Here is a 17,979-nt window from a genome sequence, read left to right on the forward strand (position 1 = left end):
GGCCGCACCTCCCCGGCCCCGCGCCCATGCCGCCCGGGAGGCCCTCACCGCCGCCCGCCCGGGTACTTGGCATGTTTGAGATCGTTCAAGGCTATTTGGCCGAGTTCACCTACGCGGGGATATTCCTCGTCCTCTTCCTGTGCGGCCTGGGCCTGCCCGTCCCCGAGGATGTCCCGATCATCGTCTCGGGCTACCTCTCTTACCTGGGAACCATCCAGCCCTTGCCCGCGCTGGGGGTGAACCTGGCCGGAATCCTCCTCGGCGACATGATGATCTACTCCTTCGGCTACTGGATGGGCCCCCGCGCCCTGCGGCTCCGGCTGATCCGGCACGTGATGACGCCCGAGCGCGCGGGCAAGGTGAACCGCTTCTTCCAGAAGCACGGGAAGAAGGCCGTCTTCTTCGGCCGCTTCGTCGCCGGGCTCCGGGCGCCGCTCTTCCTCGCGGCGGGCGTCGCCCGGGTCCCCCCCCGTACCTTCGTCCTCATGGACGGCGCGGCCGCCATGATCAGCGTGCCGGTGCTCTTCTTCCTCGCCTTCTACTTCGGGGAGAAGCTGGACGCCCTGCGGGAGTTCCTGGGCAGCACGAAGCGGCTGGTCGCGGTCCTGCTGACGGTGGGGTTCGCGGTCTGGCTCGCGCGCGGCTACCTGATACGGCGCCGGCGCGCGAAGGATCTTCCGGCCTAGCCCTTCCGCAGGAGCCGCGGAGCCCCTTCGGCCATGGCGATGTCCGCGGCGTGGGCGCCGCGGGGGTCCATGCGGAGGACGTGCATCCGGCACCCGATCCCGCGGGCCAGGTAGACCTCCCGCATGGCGTTCCCGACGCGGCCGGGGTTGTGCGCGCAGATGGCGAGCACGCACGGGCCCGCCCCGCTGATGCAGACCCCCAGCGCCCCCGCCTTGCGCGCCGCGGCGAAGACCTCCTCCAGCGGGCCCATGAGCCCGGCGCGGTAGGGCTGGTGGAGGCGGTCCTCCATGGCGTCTCGGAAGAGATCGTCCCGCCCGGTGGCGAAGGCGGCGAGGAGCATGCTCACCCGCTGCACGTTGAAGATGGCGTCGGCCAGGGGGATCTGGCGGGGGAGCTTCTGGCGGGCGGCCTTCGTGCTCACCTCGAACGAGGGCACCACGATCACCCACAGGTAGCGGTCCACCACGGGGGCCCGGGTGTAGACGGCGCGGCCCGCGGTGTCGATGGCCGAGATGCAGAATCCTCCCAGCAGGGCGGGCACCACGTTATCCGGGTGGCCCTCCATCTCGACGGCGAGCTGGACCAGGCCGTCCATGGTGAGCGGCCCGCCGAGCATGAGGTTCGCGCCCACCAGCCCCCCGACCAGGGCGGCGGAGCTGCTCCCCAGCCCGCGCGCCAGGGGGATGTGGTTGCGCTGCTTCATCCAGAGGCCGCGGAAGGGGCGCCCGGCCCGCTCGTAGACCCGCTTCACCGCCTCGACGCAGATGTTGGACTCATCCCGGGGGATGGTGTTCTTCCCCTCGCCCTCCACCTGGATCGAGATGCCCCAGGGCAGCTCGTCCAGCTCGACCCGGTTGTAGAGCCGCAGCGCCACGCCCAGGGCGTCGAAGCCGGGGCCGAGGTTCGTGGTGCTCGCGGGGACCTGGACTCGGACCAGCGCCAAAGGGGTCTCTCCTCGCCCGGGACGATCAGGCCGCGACGCCGGCCGAGCGGGCCACGGCGCAGCCCGCCTCGCGCATCTCGTCCAGGGCGCGAGCGCCGTCGCCCGGCTGGACGTCCACCGCGCGGACGGCGTCCTCCAGGACGATCACCTCGAAGCCCGCCTTGCGGCCGTCCAGGGCGGTGTTGAGGACACAGTAGTCCGTCGCCAGCCCGCACACGAAGAGGCGCCGAACCCCTCGCCGCCGCAGCTCATCGCGGAGGGCGGTGCCCTGGAAGCCGGAGTAGGCCTCCTCGCCGGAGCGGTCCCCCTTCGACACCACGAGGTCCGCCTTCGCGGCGTCCATCCCGGGGTGGAACTCCGCGCCGGGCGTCCCCTGCACGCAGTGCGGGGGCCAGATGCCCCCCCGCGCCCGGAACGACACGTGATCCGGGGGGTGCCAGTCCCGGGTGGCCACCCGGAACCACCCCGGCGCGGCCAGGAGGCGGTTCACGGGCTCCACCACGCGGTCCCCCTCGGGCACGGCCAGCGCCCCGCCGGGGCAGAAGTCCACCTGCAGATCCACGACGATCAGGGCGTCCGAGGGACTCACGGGGATACGGGGCACCGCGCGCCCTCCCCTTGGATCAGCGGCCGTTGCGAAGCGAGGCGAGGAAGCCCTGGATCGCCTGGGTCAGCTCGCCGAAATACTGGCGGTAGAAGAAGGCCGACTGCCCCTGGGGGTCCTTCAGGGAGTCCCCGGGCTTGCCGCCGGGGCGGAAGGCGGCCAGCTCGGCCACCTTGGGGAGAGCGTCCGGGAAGTTCATCTCGATGAAGTCCCGGTGCTCGGGCCCCATGATGACGATGCGGTCCGCCCACGCCACGAGGTCGGGGGTGAGGGGGCGGGAGCGGTGCCGGCTCAGGTCCACACCGGCGATCTCGGCCACCTTGATGGCCTCCGCCGGGCAGCCGCTACCCGCCATGGCGTGGGTGCCCGCGGACTGGAGCTGCACGTCCTTGCGCCCCTCCCGCGAGAGGAACTTCCGCAGGAGAGCCTCGGCCATCGGGGAGCGGTTGAGGTTCCCCGTGCACACGAACAGGATCTTCATTGCGGCGAGGCTCCCCCGGAAGGATCGAACTCGATCCGGATGTTCACGTCCTCTCCGCGCTCCGCCCCGCGGCGCACGGCCAGGATGAGCGAGCCATTGCTCTCCCGGAATATCTCCTCGAACCTTTCCGGAGTGGTCACTGGCTTGCCGGCCGCCTGGAGGATGACGTCCCCGCGCCGCAGGCCGGCCCGGGCCGCGGGCGCGTCCTCCCGCACCTGAGCGACCAGCAGCCCCTCCGGCTTTCCCCCGCCGAAGAACTTGGCCAGGGCCGGGGTCATTGGCTGGAGCACCAGCCCGAGCCGCTCCTGGTGGCTCTCCCGGCGCCCCTCTCCCAGGGGGACCGCCGACTCGAGCACCTCGCGCTTGGCGAAGATGGGCGCCTTCATCCGCAGCGCCAGCGCGATGGCATCCGAGGGGCGGCTATCCATCGAGAAGCTGCGCCCGGGCCCCTTGATATCGACCAGGGCGAAGTAGGTGCCGCCCTTCAGCTCGGTGATCACCACGCGGGCCACCTCGCCCTTGAGCGCCCCGAGGAGGGTCCGCATCAGGTCGTGCGTCAGCGGCCGGGGCGGGGCCACCTTGTTCAGCTCAAGCAGGATGGCGTGGGCCTCGGCGGGCCCAACCCAGATGGGCAGCACCTTGCCGGCCTTCTTGTCCTCCAGGAGGACGACGGGCTGCTGGGTGCGCGGGTCCATCACCACGGCCCGCACCTGGAGCTCCTGGAGCGGCGCCGCCTCCTCGGCCGCCCGCGACCGCGCGGCGTGCACCGCGAAGGCGAGGAAGGGCACCAGGGCGGCGGCGGCCAACCGGCTCACGCGAGGCGAGGCCATCGTTCTTCCCCCGAGGCGGCCTGCAAGGTGTTCTTGCCTAGCGCTTTTCGGCTGTCGCCGGACGGAACACGCACTCCGGGATCTGGAGATCGACCCGCTGCCCCGGCTTTTCCTCCACCTTCATGTCGAAAACGCCGTCGCAATCGCTGTCCATCAGGGTGATGTCGAAGGGGTACTTCCCGTCCACGTCCATGTTGATCGCGAAGACGACGCCGTTGATGGAGATCGTCTCGAACTGGAACCCCCACTCGTCCACGTACTGCTTGAAGAGGGTCTCCTCGCCGGGGACGTGCCTCGTGATGTCGCGCCTCACCCAGCCCAGGAACTTGGAGCGGGCGATGACGGGGGCGTCGAAGCCCTCGGCCCGGCGCTCGATGGCCTCCCCGCCCGCGTTCGGCCCGCCTGGCGCCGACTGGCCGCGGGCGGCAGGCGAGGCCGGCGCGAGGAGCGCCAGCCCGCCCAGCAGCAGTGACAAGAACCGGAGCTTGCGCATGCGGGAAACCCCCGACGGTTCGGCGGCGGCCACGGAGCCTCATTGTGCGGCCCCAAAGGTAGCACCGGGAAAAGGGCCAATCAAGACGCCGCTCTCCCGGCCCCGGCCCGCGCCGCGCCTCCTTGACAGGCCACGCGCCCTGAGCCACTTTTCCCTTCCCGGGCCCCCGCGCGCAGGACCCCCCCCGGAGACGGCCCTTCGGCGGGGGCCGCGGCCCGCCATCCCAGGAGATGCGCCCCCCATGCAGCGGATCAAGCTCACCCAGGCGGCGCCGGGGATGGTGGCGGCCCGGCCCATCGAGGCGCCGAACGGGCAGGTGCTGTGCGCCAAGGGGACGGTGCTGTCCGAGGCCATCATCGCCCGGCTGCAGAAGATGGACCTCACGCATGTCGCCGTCGAGGGCCATCCCGTCGACGATGGCCAGGCGCCCCAGACGCTCGAGGCGGAGCTGGCCGAGCTCGACCGCCGCTTCGAGCGCGCGATGGACAACCGGCTGATGGCGGCGCTCAAGGCGGCGGTCCAGAAGCACATCCGCAGGCGCTACGCGCGCATGGCGGGCGAGGCCCCCGCCCCTGGAGGCGGCGGGGCCGGAAGCCCCCCCGCCGGCGCCTAGGAGCCTCCCGTGCCCGTCGACCTCGCTTCCTTCCGGCGCAAGATCGAGAACCTCGACAACCTGCCCACCCTGCCCGGCGTGGTGGAGAAGCTCTCGGCCATGGTGGAGAGCTCCACCATCAGCACGGCCCAGGTGGGGGGCATGATCCAGGCCGACCAGGTGCTCTCGGCCAAGGTCCTTCGCCTGGTCAATTCCGCCTTCTTCGGCTTCCCCGGGAAGATCGGCACCGTCACCCACGCCCTCGTGCTCCTCGGCTTCAACGCGGTGAAGGGCCTGGTGCTGACCGCGTCGGTCTTCGACATCATGGCGGGGGAGATGCTGGGCCTATGGAAGCACTCGCTGGGCGTCTCGGTCGCCTCGGGCCTCATCGCCCGGCGGCTGGGGCTCAAGGACCCGGAGGAGGTGCAGGTGGCCGGGCTGGTGCACGACATCGGCAAGGTCGTCCTCAAGGTGGAGAGCCCCGAATACTTCGAGGAGATCAACCAGAAGGTGGCGGAGGGGGGCCTCTCCTTCATCGAGGCGGAGCGCGAGGTGCTGGGCTTCGACCACACAAAGATCGCCGAGTGGCTCTGCGATAAGTGGAACCTCCCGGCCTCGCTCCGGGCGCCCATCGTCTTCCACCACCGGCCGATGGTGGCGCACGAGGCCATCGACGCGACCGCCGCCGTCCACATGGCGGACGTGCTGGTGCGCGCCGTGGGCTTCGGGAGCGGAGGGGATCAGACCGTCGCCATCCTCGACCGCGAGGCGGTGAAGAAGCTCGGCCTCTCCCTCACCGCCGTGGAGGAGATTCTCGACGAGATGGACGAGGAACTGGTGAAGGCCGAGGATCTCATCCCCACCGACTGAGGCGCCCTCCGCCCTCTTCCGAAAGGACGCCATGAACGGCCCCGCGGGTTCCGGCAGGAGAGCGGCATGAGCGGCCTCGCCCTCACCGTCCTGGGCTCGGGGGACGCCTTCTCGACCGCGGGGCGCCCCTACAGCAGCTATCTCCTGGAACCCCTGGAGGAGCGGGAGGGCGAGGCGCGGGCCGTCCTCCTCGACTGCGGGCCGACCACCGTCCCCATGCTCATGGGCATGGGCTTCGACATGTCGCGGCTCGGCCTCGTCCTCCTGAGCCACTTGCACGGAGACCACGCCCTCGGGATGCCCATGGTGTTCCTGGACGCCCAGTTCCGCACCAAGCGGCGCAGCCCCCTCGTGGTCGCCGGCCCCCCCGGGACCGAGGCCAAGTGCGAGGCCCTCTTCCGCCTCGCCTACACCGAGACGGCCACGCTCATGGAGCGCCGCTTCGAGGTGGAGTACCGGGAGCTCCCCGAAGGCCGGGAGAGCGAGGCGCTGGGGCTCCGGATCACCCCCCGGAAGGTGGTGCACCAGGTCCGCGAGATTCCATATGGCTACCGCATCTCCTGGCGGGATAGCACCCTCGCCTGGACGGGGGACACCCAGTGGTGCGAGGCCATCCCCGATCTCGCGCGGGGGGCGGACCTCCTCGTCGCCGAGTGCTTCACGGCGGGCTTCCAGCTCAAGTTCCACACCTCGATCGAGGACCTGGAGCGGAACCGGGACCGCCTCGGGGCGCGCCGCGTCCTCCTCACCCACCTGGGGGAGAGCGTGCTGCGCCGCATGGCCGGGGGGAAGCTCCCCTTCGAGGCGGCGATGGAGGGGCAAAGGATCGAGATTTGAGGGGATGTGTAGGGGCGTATCGCAATACGCCCCTACGGAAGAAAGAGAAGATGGGTTTGAATCTGTAGGGGCGCACGGCCGTGCGCCCCTACAGCCCACGGATGCGGTGTTCATCCGCAGGGGCGGGTTTGAAACCCGCCCCTGCGGACATGACGGTCAGCGATTCCGCTCCCTCCCCTGCGAGAGCACCACCTCGTAGAAGGAGAGCTTCGAGGGGCCGTCGAAGAGGTCCTTGGGCGTCTGGCCCGCCCGGGCGTGGACCTTGTGGAAGGCCTCGCTGCCGACCCACGCCTCGAAGGCTTCCTTGCTCTCCCAGAGGGTGTGGCTGATGTACTCCCCGTCGGGGCCCCGGAGGAAGTGGAAGGCCACGAAGCCCGGCACCTCGCCGAGGTAGGATTCCCGGGTGCGCCAGATCTCCTCGAACTCGGCCTCCCGGCCCTTTTTGATCTGAAAGCGGTTCATCGTAATGTACATGGCGAGCCTCCGCGGAGTGAGGTTCCGCCGCATTATGGTCCGCCGCGGGGGGCGCCGGTCAATCCTGCCGGGGAGAAAGCGGATGAAGGCCCACACCGGCTACCTCGCCTTCGAGACGAAGCGCCGCATCGAGTTCATCAACATCACCCGGGAGGTCGAGGCCGTCGTGCGCGAGTCCGGGGTGCGGGAGGGGCTCGTGCTGGTCAACCCCATGCACATCACCGCCTCGGTCTACGTCAACGACGCCGAGCCCGGCCTGATCGAGGACTACCAGGAGTGGCTCAAGACGCTCGTGGACACGGCCAAGGACTACCGCCACAACCGGACCGGGGAGGACAACGCCTACGCCCACCTCATGCGCACCGTCATGGGCCGCGAGGCCGTGGTGGCGATCACCGGGGGTAAGCTCGACTTCGGCCCCTGGGAGCAGATCTACTACGCCGAGTTCGACGGCCGGCGCAAGAAAAGGGTGCTCGTGAAGGTGCTGGGGGAATGATGACCCGGCATCGGTGCGTGGACTTGTAGGGGCGCACGGCCGTGCGCCCCTACAAGGCAGGTTGTAAACCCATTCCCGAAAGGAGGCCCCTCATGCCCGCGACCAGCCGCCGCGCCCGCCTCATCCGCCCCGACGAGCTCGCCTCCGAGGGCATGGCCGGGGGCGCCAGCCACAAGCCCATCGTCACCAAGGGGAAGGACGGCACCGACATCTCCGTCTACTACTCCCTCATCAAGCCCGGCCAGACCCACGACTGGCACCACCACGAGGAGGACGAGGTCATCTTCGTCGTCCAGGGCGAGGGCCGCTACGACCTCGAGGACGGCGCCATCCCCTACAAGCCGGGCCAGTTCATCTTCATGCCCAAGGGCACCCGCCACTGCAACGTCTGCACCGGAAAGGAGGACGTGCGCCTCGTCGCCATCTTCCAGCCCGGGAGGGAGTAGGGGAGGTTCCGTGCCGCCGTCCGCCGGGGAGGGGACCGAGGGGGCGACCCTCCGGGAGGGCTGGCTCCAGATCGCCTGCTGCTTCCTCGCCGTCTTCAGTGCCTACATCGTCGCCTTCATGCTCGGCCCCATCATCGTCCCGATGGGGCGCGACCTGGGCGCCTCCGTCCCGGCGATGGGCCAGGCGGCGGCCCTCATGTTCGTGAGCTGGGGGATCGGGGCCCCCCTCATCGGGCCCCTCTCCGACCGCTTCGGGCGCAAGCCCGTCATCCTCGCCGGCCTGGCCGGGCTCGCCCTCACCTGCGCCGCCACCGCCTCGATCCAGAGCTACGCCGGGCTCCTCCTCTGCCGCCTCGCGACGGGGGTCTTCGGGGGCTGCGTCCCCCCCACCTGCGTCGCCTCGATCGGGGACCGCTTCTCCGCCAAGGCGCGGGGGAACGCCATGGCCCTCTCGGGGGCGGGCATCTCGGCGGGCCTCCTGGCCGGCATCCCCTTCCTCGCCTGGGTGGCGGACCGGGCCGGCTGGCGCCTCTCCTTCCTACTCGCGGGAGGGGCCGCCCTCGCCGCCCTGGCCCTCGCGGCCTGGGCCTTCCCCTCCCCCCGGCGCCCGGCCCGCGCCGAAACCTACCTCGGCAGCTTCGGCTGGGCGCGCGAGCCCGCCGCCTGGCACCTCATCGCCGGGAACGTCCTGGAGCGCGTGATCGTCACCCTCTTCCTCACCTACGTCTCGGTCCTCTTCCTGAGGCGCTACGGCCTCTCCCTCGCCTCGGTGGCCGGGCTCATCTCAATTATGTCCGTGGGGAACGCCATCGGGGGCCTGGCGGGAGGCCCCCTCGCCGCCTGGAGATACCGAATCCAGGCCGTGCGCGCCCTGGCGCTCTTGCAGGGAGGCCTCATCGCCCTCCAGTTCTCGCTCCTCCCGCCGCTCGCCCTCTCCGCCGCGGCGGGCTTCCTCTACAGCTTCGCGGGCCAGATGAGCCGGCCCGCCGTGATGGATGGCCTGCTCGCCCTCGCCCCCCGCTCGAAGGGCTCCGTCATCGGGGGCTACGCCATGAGCAACCAGCTCGGCCACATGCTGGGCGCCGCCCTGGGCGGGGCCGTCATCGCCTGGGCGGACGTCGAGGGCCTCGGCTGGCTCGGCCTCGCCTCGGGCATCGCCAGCGCGCACATGTACGGGAAGCTGCTCCGGCCAAGGGCGGAGAGGATGGGGGAGGTGGATTGAGGGGGGATGTTCCGGCGGATCAACCATGCAGGCATGGTGAGCCGTTCCACCGTCCCGCGCCCATCCGCCATCCATACCGCTTCCAAGTTGACTTACACCGCCCAAAATGGCCTAGTTAGTGTGCGGATGGAGGAGGAGCAAGCAGATGAAGATCAAGCGGTCCTGGAAAGCGATTGTGCTGAGCGGAGCCGGGCTGGCGCTGCTGGCCGGGGTCATCGTCCTGTCCGGAAAGCCCACCCAGGGAGCGCCGGTGATGACGGTCTACAAGACCCCGGCGTGAGGGTGCTGCGGCGCGTGGGTGGTTCACCTGCGCTCGGCCGGCTTCAAGGTTGATGCGAGAAACGTATCGAGCATCTCCCTTGAGACAGCCAAGGACGAGAACGGCGTGCCGCCCGGCCTGCGGACGTGCCATACCGCCCGGGTGGGAGACTACGTGATCGAGGGCCACGTCCCGGCGGAGGTCATCCACCGGCTGCTGAGAGAGAAACCAGACGTGAAAGGCATCGGGGTGCCCGGGATGCCCGTCGGCTCCCCGGGGATGGAAGGTCCTGGCGCCCGGCTTTATACCGTCTACTCATATGATCGGGACGGCCGCACCCGGGTATACCAGCAGGTGAATCCCTAGAGCGTTGCGGGCTCCTAAAGCTTCAATCTGGAAGTCCTTTCGGCCGCGCCCACCAAAGACTCAATCCTGGAACCAGCACCCATTGGAGCAAGGGCGACACCCCTACATTCAAGAAGGGAACAATGGGCATGGGGCTGGAGTAGTTCCAAGTGCCCAGGAGATACACGTTCAGCCATTCGGCAAATATCGCCAGGACGACGCCCACGGCAATCGCCCGCCCTCCCGCGGCCCAATAGCCGGCGTCCGGCCAGCCGCTGTTCCCAGTGAGCCAAACGGCGAGCGACAAGGCGGCCAAGGCAAGTAAAGTGTCGATAATGACGCAGCGCGCGAGAAGCAGGGGAGTCTCCGAGATCAGACCCGGCATCCATCCCCGGTAAAGGGGCGCATGCAGGATTTCCCAGGCCGAGTGGCCGAACGCCGAGCTCGTGATATAGCGCCGGAGGGCGAAGCGCCGCTTCTCGGAAATCATGGTTTTCAGCCTCAGCCGCCGTTGGGGCCGGCTACAGAAAGTTGTAAACCGCCGTGTCGTGAACCCCCGCCAGCAGGAAGATCACGCCCGCCAGCCGGCGGAACGCCGCGTTCCACCGGGGCAAGCCTCGCGTCCATCCCGCCGCGAGCCCGCTTCCGAGCGTGAGGGCACCCACGGCGAGCAGGAGCGGCACCGCGGTCCCGAAGCCGAAGATGAGCGGGAAGGCGAACCCTCCCCCGCTCTTCAGGCTGAGCGGCAGCACCCAGCCGAAGAAAAGCAGGAAGAGCGTGGGACAGAAGGAGAAAGAAACCGCGAACCCCAGGAAGCCCGCGCCCCAGGCTCCATCTCCCCGGTGCATCCCTTGAAGCTTCTGGGAGAGCCTCCCGCCCACGCTGAAGCGCAGCCGGAACGCCCCCAGGAAATACAACCCCGCCAGGATGAACGCGGGGCCGAGCAGCCTCCGGTAGAAGATGACGAAGGGGACCGACCTGGCTTCGAGGGTGGAACCCAGCGCAAACGCGAGCGCGCCGAAGATCCCGTACGCCAGCATCTTCCCCCCGGTAAACAGCGCCCCCGCACGCAGGGCGAAGGCGGACTCCCCCGGCCGCTGGGCGGCGTAGGAGGCCGCGGTCAGGTTGCCCGTCATCTGGCAGGGCGAGAGCGATCCCAGCACGCCGAAGAGGAAGGCACTCAGGACGGGAACCTGGAGCGTATCGATCCACCCGTTGATCGGACCGTACAGGGAATACGCCGCCTGCGAGAGCAGGATGTACCATTGGCCGATGAGGTCCCTCATGGAACTCTTCCTTTTCCAGCTTCCCTCACGACGACAACCAAACCATCCCCGAACCCGAAGCCGTTCGGGCAAACGTCAGCGAAGGAAACGTCCGGGGTCCTTCCCGGCCTCATCCCAGAGCTTCAAGGCGTCGTCGAACGAGTAGCTCACCCAGCGCTTCCTGCCCTCGGCGTCGATGAGGACAACGGCCGGATGTCCCCGGAGGCCGTACTTCCGGAAAGCGTCCGCCGTAGGGTCCATCAGGATGACCGCCTCAATCTTTTCCGCTTTCACGAACTCCGCGACCTGGCTCCTGGCCTCCCCCACGCTGATCGCCAGGACCTGGATTCCCTTCCCGCTGGCCTCCCGGGCCAGCCGCCCGAGGGACGGCAACTGCCGTCCTCAGACGGGTCAGGTGGTCTGCCAGAAAGCGAGAAGAACAGGACTCCCGCGGAGGCCCTTGAGCGACACGGACTTGCCGCTCAGGTCCGGGAGCTGGAACCCCGGCGCCTGAGGATGATCCGGAAACAGGATGACGCTCTGGGCAAAAGCGGCACCCGGCAGCATGAGCGCCCCAAAGACCAGCCCCAAAAGGATGCGTCTCGCGAGCATGGAAAATCTCCCTTCTTCGGCGGTGAAAACGTCTTTCCCCCTACCGGCGCGGGTTGGGGTTGTTGGGCGCGTACTTGGCGTCGATCCGCCGCTTGATCTCGGGGATGGGCATCCCCCGCCTGTACATGTCCCTCGCGTCCAGCGAGATGTTCTGGCAGATCGCTCACCCGAAGGCGTGCTGGTCCGTGTAGCAGTCGAGGTTGTTCTGGTGGCCGGCGCTCTGGTAGCAGCCGCAGTAGCAGGGCATCCGCTCCAGGAGCTCCGGGTGATCCCGGGCGGCCTGGTAGGCCTCCCGCGTCCTTCCGAGGAACTGGGCGGGGTCCAGGGTCTTGGGCCGGGGGACGCGCGGCGTCCCCGTGAGGACGTACCGCGGATCGGCGTCGGCGACGGTGGGATCGGCGGGGGAAGGAGCCCCCAGGTACCAGGCCCCCGCGCCCAGGGCCGCCAGCAGCGCCGCCGCGAGGAAGGCCCATCCTATCTTGCCGGAGCCGGACCTCTTTCGTTTCATGGGGGACCTCTTTTGCTTCATGCTGCCCTCATCGCATTACCCGCTATCCGCCGTCCTAATCCCCGTGCAGAAGGCTCCGGATGTCCTCCCGCAGCCGCCGCAGGGTTTCCTCCTCAAAGAGGGGGAGGAACTCCCCCTCCGTTTGCGAGGCGGGGGATACGATGCCCATGTAAGCGCCCCGCACCCGGGCCTGCCTGTCCACCAGCACGAAGCGGGAGCTGTGGATGTAGGGCTGGGTGGGGCCGGGATGGTGGGCGTGGGCGGAACGCGGTGTCAGCCATTTCAAGAGCGAAGAAGATCCGGCCTTGCCCGCCCCCGCCTTCGGCTCCACCGCGTTCAGGCGGAATCCTTTCTGGGCGAGGCGGTAGATGGCCTCCTTCTCCCCCGTCAGGAAGAGCCACCTCTCGGGGTCGGCGCGGAATTTCCTCGCGTACCCCGCCAGGACCTCGGGTGTGTCCCGCTCCGGGTCCACCGTGAGGGAGACCAGCCGGAAGTCTTTCTCGCCCGCGAATTCCTTCTGGAGCTTCGCCATCTCCGCCGTCTGCAAGGGGCAGGTGTCGGTGCAGTGCGTGAAGATGAGATTGGCGACCCAGACCTTCCCCTTGAGGCCGGCGAGGGCGACCGCGCGGCCGCTCCGCTCGGTGAGGGAGAAATCGGGCACCTCCCAATAGACGGGCAGCTCCTCCCGGCCCAGGAGCACCCACCCGGCGCTTGCTCCCGCCAGCGCGGCGAGCAGCCACAGAACGAGACCCGCATAGAACGCCGTACGTTTCCCGCGGCCAGCCGCTTCCGCTTGCCCAGCTTGTGCTTGCTCCATAAACAACCCCTATCGAGACCGGGAGACCCCCCTCTGCTACAACCGCAGATACGCCTCCGTATTCCCCCATTCCCCCCTTTCCTGGCGGAAGCTCCTCGACTTGTCGACGAGAACCTGCCCGTCCTCGGCCAGGACGATCTTCAGGCGCTCCAGGGGCCGGGGCGCGGGGCCCTCGAAATTCACCCCGCTCCGGTAGAAGCCGCTCCCATGGCAGGGGCACTTGAACTTGTTCTCCTGGGGGAGCCAGTTCGGGGTGCAGCCCAGGTGGGTGCAGACGGCCAGGAGGGCATAAAAGCCCCCCTCCTCCCGGACGATCCACACCCGCTGGCTCTGCTTGTAGCGCTCGTCCACCGCCCCCGCGATGTATTCCTCGGGCTGGCCCGCCTTGAACACTGGAGCAGGCTCGAAGAGGACCCGGGGGAAGAGAAAGCGGAGGAAACCCAGCAAGGCCACCCCCAGCGAGCCCAGGACGCCCAGCCACCCCACCCAGTTCATGAAGCGCCGCCGGTCCATGCCCCGGGGAGGAGGCTTCACCATCTCCCGGGGCATCTGAATCCGAGGCTTCTCCTTCACGGCTGCCATCTCGAAAGCCTCCTCCTCCGGGGAGGGGGAAGATGCCCCCCTCCCCGGAGACCGTTCAGTTCCGCGCCTGGTTCTGCTTCTTCCAGGACTTCCCGCCGTCCCCGCTCCGGTAGATCGTTCCTTCCGTCGTCGAGACGAAGATCTCCTCGGGACGCTTGGGGTTCACCGCCACGGCGGCAAGTTCCTTCAACTCGGGCGACATGGAAACCCACGCGCGGCCCCCGTCCGCGCTCCGGAAGAGCCCCTGGAGCATGGCCGCGTACATGACCTGCGCGTTCCCCGGGTCCGTCGTGAACCCATGCACCGTCCGTCTCGCGGGCAGACCGCCCACGTTGAGGAAGCCTCAGAATCAGTCCGGGCTCTTGAACAGGCCCTCCGTGGTGCCCGCGTAGAGGTAGATGCCCCCCATGCCGGTCGAGAGGTTCACCGAGGCGAGGGACTTCACCTCCCCCTTCGGGCCGTCCGCCACGCGCTCCCAGCTCTTCCCGCCGTCCCGGGTGCGGTAGATGCCCTCGGCCCCGTCCCGGACGGCCGCGTGGAGCTTCTCCGTGGAGTTGGGGTCGAAGGCGAGGCCGTGGATGTCCTGGCCGCCCAAGCCCTCGCTCATCCGCGCCCAGGTGGCGCCACCATCCACCGTCTTGAAGACCCCCGCCTCGTGCGTCCCGAGGTAGATGACCTTCGGGTTCCTCATGTCCGGGGCGATGGACATGACCTCCAGCTGGGGATGCCGGGGCGAGACCTTGGCCTCCTTCCACGTCTTCCCGCCGTCCTCGCTCCGCAGGAGGGCGTGATGCGTCCCCATCCAGAGGGTTTTGCCCCCGGCGTCCGTCACGAGCGCATGGACGTGCCCGTACCGGAAGCCGTCTTTCTCTCCCTGGGATGGCGAGGCCGCCAAGCCCGGGGAAGCCGCGCCGGCGCCCGCGAGCGAGAGAAGCGCCCCAAGGGCGCACGCGCCTCGCAGATTTCTTAGGCCCAATATCCGTCTCACGAGCGGACCTCCTTTATGGGTTCCTCCAAAACATTCTCCGCCAGGGGGACCGGCGGGGCGGCCGCTCCGCCCGCGCCCGGCTGCTGGCGCGACATCCGCCACATCATGAAGCCCATCGCGGCGGGACACGCGAGAAAGGCGAGTGTGGAGAGGAGCGAGGCCCCGGTGATGCCGAGGACGCCCCCGAAGAGAGGCAGCGCCGCCAGCAGGAGAATCGGCGCGGCGCAGCAAGCGGCCATCTTCAGGTATCCCATGTGCCCGCCGCCCGGGTGGCAGCCGGCCCCGGCCCCTTCCGGCGCGGCTCCGCTGAATGGCTCAGCTCCCTTTGACGGCTCCGGCTTACGAACCTCGGCGGGAGCGCTTTGCCGATCTTCTTTCGTCATGGATCCATACCTCCGAATGATCCCTCCATTTCCGGAAGCCCTCCCCCTCCCGAAGCGAAGAGGGAGGGCTCCCGATGTGAAATTAATAAATGGAGCGGGCGTGCCCCGTGCGCTTGTCCACGATGACCTTGTCCACGAGGGCGCCGTCCTTCGTCGTGATCTCCACGACAAAGCTGGCCGTTTCCTCCGTCACCTTCCCCGCCTTGAGGTTCGGGTTGCGGAGGTTCGTCAGGTATTGCTTGACGATGGCTTCGGCCCTCTCCTTGGTGACGGGCTCGGCGGAGGCGGGCGAGGCCTCCATCATGCGGCCGCACTCGTTCATCATCCGCATCATGCCCATCATCCCGCCCATCCCGCCTTGACCACCCATCATCCCGCCGCCCTGGCCCATCATGCCGCCTTGACCCATTCCGCCTTGCCCCATCATGCCGGGGCCCATCATGCCCCCGCCTTGCCCGCCCATCATGCCCCCCTGGGCGAAGGCGTAGCCGGCGGCGGCGAGAGTCAGCAGTGCGGCGAGCGCGATGATTTTTCTGTTCATGGGAAACCTCCATTCCGCGAAAGGCTCCGCGCCCGAAAGGCCCGGGCGCCACGGGCCCCTCTTCGGGTACGTGCCGTTTTGAAACCAGACATTCCAAGTGAGCGCAGCGGAAACACCCCGCCCGGACCCCCGGTGCCTTCGGCCGCCCGGACAGCCGGGAGCCCGAAGGAGCGGCCCTCGGAACCCAGGGAGAACGGCGAGCGAGGCTAGGCGCGGGGTCTAGGAGGCGGCGTCTCGGGAAGGTGAGTCGTCTGGTCGAGGAAAGCGTAGGGGTGAGCCGCGAAACGGGCCTGCGGCTCCGGGGGGAGAGCCGGGTGGGCCTCTCCCTTGACGGTGGTCCCGCAGGGCCGGTTCTGGGAAGGGCACGGCGAGTTGGTGCCGCACACCGCCATCATGCCGGGCGAACACGCCATGGCCGGGAAAGATACGGCCGCCAGGAACGCGAGCGCCAGGGCCGTCATCGCCAGCTTTCTCATGGGGTCCATCCCGAAGCGGCGCGGGGGGAAAAGCGGGTTCCCTCCATCCAGAACCATGTTCTTTCCAAAAGATTCCCTTGTCAACGGCCCCCCTTGGCGCGGTCTGCCCCCCGGGCCTACATTCAGAGGGAGAACGCCGCCTCGGCCGCCTCCGGAGGGCGCGCACATGATGGACGGAATGGGCGGCATGGGCGGCATGATGTGGGCCGGCGGCCTGGCCTGGCTGCTCCTCCTCGTCGTCCTGGTCCTCGCCGCCGCCGCGCTGGTCAAGTATTTGAGGGCGTAGCGAGGAGACAAGCGCACACTAATCTCCTCCGCCGCCCTGGGCGGGGCCGTCATCGCTTGGGCAGACGTGGAAGGGCTCGGCTGGCTCGGGCTGGCGGCGGGAACAGGCGGTGCGTACTTCTGCGGAAGACCACTCAAACCGAGAACGGGGAGGGCGGTAGAGGGGGATTGAGGGAGGCTGTTTTTTTTCAGCGAGTCACATGCATCTTACCAAAAAGCGGAGCGACACTTCAGGAAAGTGATTTACCTTTCTCTTGGGTGTCGGTTCGCGGAATAAGCTCATCCTTCAGGGCGAGGACCGCTTTGCGCCGGTCATTTCTCAAGGCGGGAACTACGTAAATTTCATGCAGTACCTCGGCCAGCGCTGCCAAGATGATCCTTAAATGCTTTGCCTCCCAACCATCGTAAGAATTCTCGTGCACCTTTGAACTAGTCACCTGTTGGATCGTAAGCAGGGTATCGAAAAATTCAGGCGAAACATCACGATATATCTGCTTCAACGACTTGATTCGACTCTCATAGTCGTCACCATCAGCTTTGCTTAATACGCCTAGTTCATATACGATTTTTCGAGCGCATGCCGATGCTCCAGTCAAAAAATTGCTTTTGAGGCATCCTTCAGCTTCGGTTAGCAACTCTCGAAGGATGCGAGGAACCCGCTCGTCAAGAACAAAGAATGAAGTTGGAACCGAGTAGAAAAAAGCTCGATCCAACACATCACCAGCATCTATGTCATCCTTAAACGAAAATCTCCACCTGTCGTCGCCGCTGATCTTTCCGAGCCACTTATAATCAAGTTCCTCGAAAGTAAGGTGCATTGATTGCTTGCTACACGAATGGCACACAACGAAGAAACAGTGGCACCGCCTTTTGTCTGTCCAGTCAAAACTTACAATATCATAGATGGTGTAAGACACATGACGCCTGTTGCAGAAAGGACAGTTGTAGATCGATCCATCTACAAAGTAGCGATTATCTAAATAAGATTGGTCCGGCATAGCTACTCCCCAGATGCCTCCCTCCCCCTACCCCTGCCCCTTGACGGCCTCTTTCCTTCTCGGCTCGGGGAAGACGTCCGGGTCGCAGATGACGTCGACGAGGACGGGCTTGTCCTGTTTGAGGGCCTCGGCGAAGACGGATTCCAAGTCCGCGGGGTCCTCGACGCGGTAGCCCACGGCGCCGAAGGCGCGGGCGTAGTCGTCGAAGCGGGGGTTGCCGATGCGGTCCCCGATGTAGCGGCCCCCGTAGAAGTGGCGCTGGTAGGCGCGCTCGGAGCCGAGGTTGAAGTTGTTCAGGATGACGCAGACGGTGTTGAGCCGCTCGCGCACGGCGGTCTCGAGCTCGGCCCCGTTGCAGAGAAACGCGCCGTCCCCGCTGATGGTGACTACGGGGCGGTCCGGGCAGGCGAGCTTGGCGCCGAGGCCGACGGGGTAGCCGATGCCGATGGCGGCGAGGTCCTGGGGGGCGAGGAAGCTCCGGGGGCGGAGGAACCTCTGGTATTCGTAGGTGTAGCCGGCGGCGCTCCCGGCGTCGATGGTGAGGATGGCGTCCCGGGGCAGCACCCGGGCGAGGGCGGCCTGGGCGCGGCGCGGGTCGATGGGCCTGCCGGGGAGCCTGAGGGCCGCCTCGCGGTGCCTCTCCTGGGCGGCGCACACCTGGGCGGCCTTCTCGCGCCAGGCGGGGCGGCTTCTCTTTTCCACGGCGCGCAAGAGGCCCTGGAGGACGAGGCCGGCGTCGGCGGCGATGCCCACGTCGGCCCGGTAGGCGCGGCCGATTGAGCGGGGGTCCAGGGCGGCGTGGATGAGCTTGGCCCCCCCCGGGAGGAAGCCGGGCTTCAAGAAGCTCGTGGTGTGGGCGAGGCGGGTGCCCACGGCGAGCACCACGTCGGCCGCCTCGAAGAGGGCGCGCGCCTCGGGGAGGGTGCCCCGCCCGATGGAGCCGAG

At 68.1% G+C, this 17,979-nt stretch carries 28 protein-coding genes; 8 read left to right on the plus strand and 20 right to left on the minus strand.

All coding sequences use genetic code 11. From position 1 onward, the window contains the following. Positions 1-71: 71 nt before the first annotated feature. On the plus strand, positions 72-686 hold the full coding sequence (locus HYZ11_17315; protein ID MBI3129372.1) for a DedA family protein: 615 nt from the start codon (positions 72-74) through the stop codon (positions 684-686). Here HYZ11_17315 and HYZ11_17320 read toward each other — a convergent pair. From HYZ11_17320 to HYZ11_17340, 5 genes are read right to left on the minus strand one after another with little or no spacing between them, the layout of a single operon-like run. Then, a complete protein-coding gene (locus tag HYZ11_17320) occupies positions 683-1,630 on the minus strand; it encodes a homoserine kinase (protein MBI3129373.1) in 948 nt (315 codons plus the stop codon). The two genes, HYZ11_17315 and HYZ11_17320, sit on opposite strands and share 4 nt — an antisense overlap. A 25-nt stretch (positions 1,631-1,655) precedes the next feature. Further along, on the minus strand, positions 1,656-2,234 hold the full coding sequence (locus HYZ11_17325; protein MBI3129374.1) for a nicotinamidase: 579 nt from the start codon (positions 2,232-2,234) through the stop codon (positions 1,656-1,658). A 19-nt stretch (positions 2,235-2,253) separates the two neighbouring features. After that, a complete protein-coding gene (locus HYZ11_17330; protein MBI3129375.1) occupies positions 2,254-2,715 on the minus strand; it encodes a low molecular weight protein arginine phosphatase in 462 nt (153 codons plus the stop codon). After that, positions 2,712-3,545, minus strand: a complete 834-nt coding sequence (locus HYZ11_17335) for a bifunctional nuclease family protein (protein ID MBI3129376.1) — start codon at positions 3,543-3,545, stop codon at positions 2,712-2,714. Before HYZ11_17335 ends, HYZ11_17330 begins: the two co-directional genes overlap by 4 nt. 37 nt (positions 3,546-3,582) lie before the next feature. Then, positions 3,583-4,038 (minus strand): hypothetical protein, encoded by a 456-nt coding sequence (locus tag HYZ11_17340; GenBank protein MBI3129377.1) that lies wholly within the window; start codon positions 4,036-4,038, stop codon positions 3,583-3,585. Positions 4,039-4,279: 241 nt separating this feature from the next. On the opposite strand from HYZ11_17340, the gene HYZ11_17345 reads away from it, so the two are divergent. From HYZ11_17345 to HYZ11_17355, 3 genes are all read left to right on the plus strand, one after another. Beyond that, positions 4,280-4,651, plus strand: a complete 372-nt coding sequence (locus HYZ11_17345; protein ID MBI3129378.1) for a hypothetical protein — start codon at positions 4,280-4,282, stop codon at positions 4,649-4,651. A gap of 9 nt (positions 4,652-4,660) precedes the next feature. After that, positions 4,661-5,500: an HDOD domain-containing protein gene (locus HYZ11_17350; GenBank protein MBI3129379.1), complete on the plus strand. Its 840-nt coding sequence runs from the start codon at positions 4,661-4,663 to the stop codon at positions 5,498-5,500. 66 nt (positions 5,501-5,566) lie between these two features. Further along, positions 5,567-6,337: an MBL fold metallo-hydrolase gene (locus HYZ11_17355; protein ID MBI3129380.1), complete on the plus strand. Its 771-nt coding sequence runs from the start codon at positions 5,567-5,569 to the stop codon at positions 6,335-6,337. A gap of 156 nt (positions 6,338-6,493) precedes the next feature. Here the strand turns inward: HYZ11_17355 and HYZ11_17360 are convergent, their stop codons facing one another. Continuing rightward, entirely contained in the window at positions 6,494-6,811 is a 318-nt protein-coding gene (locus HYZ11_17360) for an antibiotic biosynthesis monooxygenase (protein ID MBI3129381.1), read from the minus strand. Between the two features lie 82 nt (positions 6,812-6,893). Here HYZ11_17360 and HYZ11_17365 point away from each other — a divergent pair, with 82 nt between their 5' ends. From HYZ11_17365 to HYZ11_17380, 4 genes are all read left to right on the plus strand, one after another. Next, positions 6,894-7,307: a YjbQ family protein gene (locus HYZ11_17365; protein ID MBI3129382.1), complete on the plus strand. Its 414-nt coding sequence runs from the start codon at positions 6,894-6,896 to the stop codon at positions 7,305-7,307. Positions 7,308-7,399: 92 nt separating this feature from the next. Continuing rightward, entirely contained in the window at positions 7,400-7,753 is a 354-nt protein-coding gene (locus HYZ11_17370; GenBank protein ID MBI3129383.1) for a cupin domain-containing protein, read from the plus strand. 10 nt (positions 7,754-7,763) lie between these two features. Beyond that, entirely contained in the window at positions 7,764-8,975 is a 1,212-nt protein-coding gene (locus HYZ11_17375; protein ID MBI3129384.1) for an MFS transporter, read from the plus strand. 298 nt (positions 8,976-9,273) lie between these two features. Beyond that, the gene (locus HYZ11_17380) at positions 9,274-9,600 is read left to right on the plus strand and encodes a hypothetical protein (GenBank protein ID MBI3129385.1); all 327 of its coding nucleotides are present in this window, start codon (positions 9,274-9,276) and stop codon (positions 9,598-9,600) included. A 22-nt stretch (positions 9,601-9,622) separates the two neighbouring features. On the opposite strand, the gene HYZ11_17385 is transcribed toward HYZ11_17380, so the two are convergent. The 14 genes from HYZ11_17385 to HYZ11_17450 all read right to left on the minus strand — a co-directional run. Beyond that, positions 9,623-10,069, minus strand: a complete 447-nt coding sequence (locus HYZ11_17385) for a hypothetical protein (GenBank protein ID MBI3129386.1) — start codon at positions 10,067-10,069, stop codon at positions 9,623-9,625. Positions 10,070-10,100: 31 nt separating this feature from the next. Next, entirely contained in the window at positions 10,101-10,865 is a 765-nt protein-coding gene (locus HYZ11_17390; protein ID MBI3129387.1) for a sulfite exporter TauE/SafE family protein, read from the minus strand. 75 nt (positions 10,866-10,940) lie between these two features. Continuing rightward, the gene (locus HYZ11_17395; protein ID MBI3129388.1) at positions 10,941-11,237 is read right to left on the minus strand and encodes a TlpA family protein disulfide reductase; all 297 of its coding nucleotides are present in this window, start codon (positions 11,235-11,237) and stop codon (positions 10,941-10,943) included. 18 nt (positions 11,238-11,255) lie between these two features. Next, positions 11,256-11,456 (minus strand): redoxin domain-containing protein, encoded by a 201-nt coding sequence (locus tag HYZ11_17400; protein ID MBI3129389.1) that lies wholly within the window; start codon positions 11,454-11,456, stop codon positions 11,256-11,258. A gap of 163 nt (positions 11,457-11,619) precedes the next feature. After that, positions 11,620-11,964 carry a hypothetical protein gene (locus tag HYZ11_17405; protein ID MBI3129390.1) on the minus strand — a complete coding sequence of 115 codons (345 nt, stop codon included), beginning with the start codon at positions 11,962-11,964 and terminating at the stop codon, positions 11,620-11,622. 55 nt (positions 11,965-12,019) lie between these two features. Beyond that, positions 12,020-12,781: an SCO family protein gene (locus HYZ11_17410; protein ID MBI3129391.1), complete on the minus strand. Its 762-nt coding sequence runs from the start codon at positions 12,779-12,781 to the stop codon at positions 12,020-12,022. Positions 12,782-12,817: 36 nt separating this feature from the next. Then, complete coding sequence (locus tag HYZ11_17415) at positions 12,818-13,363, minus strand: Rieske 2Fe-2S domain-containing protein (GenBank protein MBI3129392.1); 546 nt, start codon at positions 13,361-13,363, stop codon at positions 12,818-12,820. Between the two features lie 55 nt (positions 13,364-13,418). Continuing rightward, positions 13,419-13,694, minus strand: coding sequence for a hypothetical protein (locus tag HYZ11_17420; GenBank protein MBI3129393.1), 276 nt, complete (start codon positions 13,692-13,694; stop codon positions 13,419-13,421). 18 nt (positions 13,695-13,712) lie between these two features. Continuing rightward, positions 13,713-14,351, minus strand: a complete 639-nt coding sequence (locus HYZ11_17425; GenBank protein ID MBI3129394.1) for a hypothetical protein — start codon at positions 14,349-14,351, stop codon at positions 13,713-13,715. Further along, positions 14,348-14,605 (minus strand): hypothetical protein, encoded by a 258-nt coding sequence (locus HYZ11_17430; GenBank protein MBI3129395.1) that lies wholly within the window; start codon positions 14,603-14,605, stop codon positions 14,348-14,350. The genes HYZ11_17425 and HYZ11_17430 overlap by 4 nt, the downstream gene beginning before the upstream one ends. A 211-nt stretch (positions 14,606-14,816) precedes the next feature. Beyond that, entirely contained in the window at positions 14,817-15,275 is a 459-nt protein-coding gene (locus tag HYZ11_17435; GenBank protein MBI3129396.1) for a hypothetical protein, read from the minus strand. 206 nt (positions 15,276-15,481) lie between these two features. Then, a complete protein-coding gene (locus tag HYZ11_17440; GenBank protein ID MBI3129397.1) occupies positions 15,482-15,751 on the minus strand; it encodes a hypothetical protein in 270 nt (89 codons plus the stop codon). A gap of 515 nt (positions 15,752-16,266) precedes the next feature. Then, positions 16,267-16,854, minus strand: a complete 588-nt coding sequence (locus HYZ11_17445) for a hypothetical protein (protein MBI3129398.1) — start codon at positions 16,852-16,854, stop codon at positions 16,267-16,269. 207 nt (positions 16,855-17,061) lie between these two features. Beyond that, on the minus strand, positions 17,062-17,979 hold a 918-nt coding region (locus tag HYZ11_17450), incomplete at its 5' end, for a thiamine pyrophosphate-binding protein (GenBank protein MBI3129399.1).

The sequence above is a fragment of the Candidatus Tectomicrobia bacterium genome, assembly GCA_016192135.1.
In the GTDB taxonomy this organism is placed as follows: domain Bacteria; phylum UBA8248; class UBA8248; order UBA8248; family UBA8248; genus 2-12-FULL-69-37.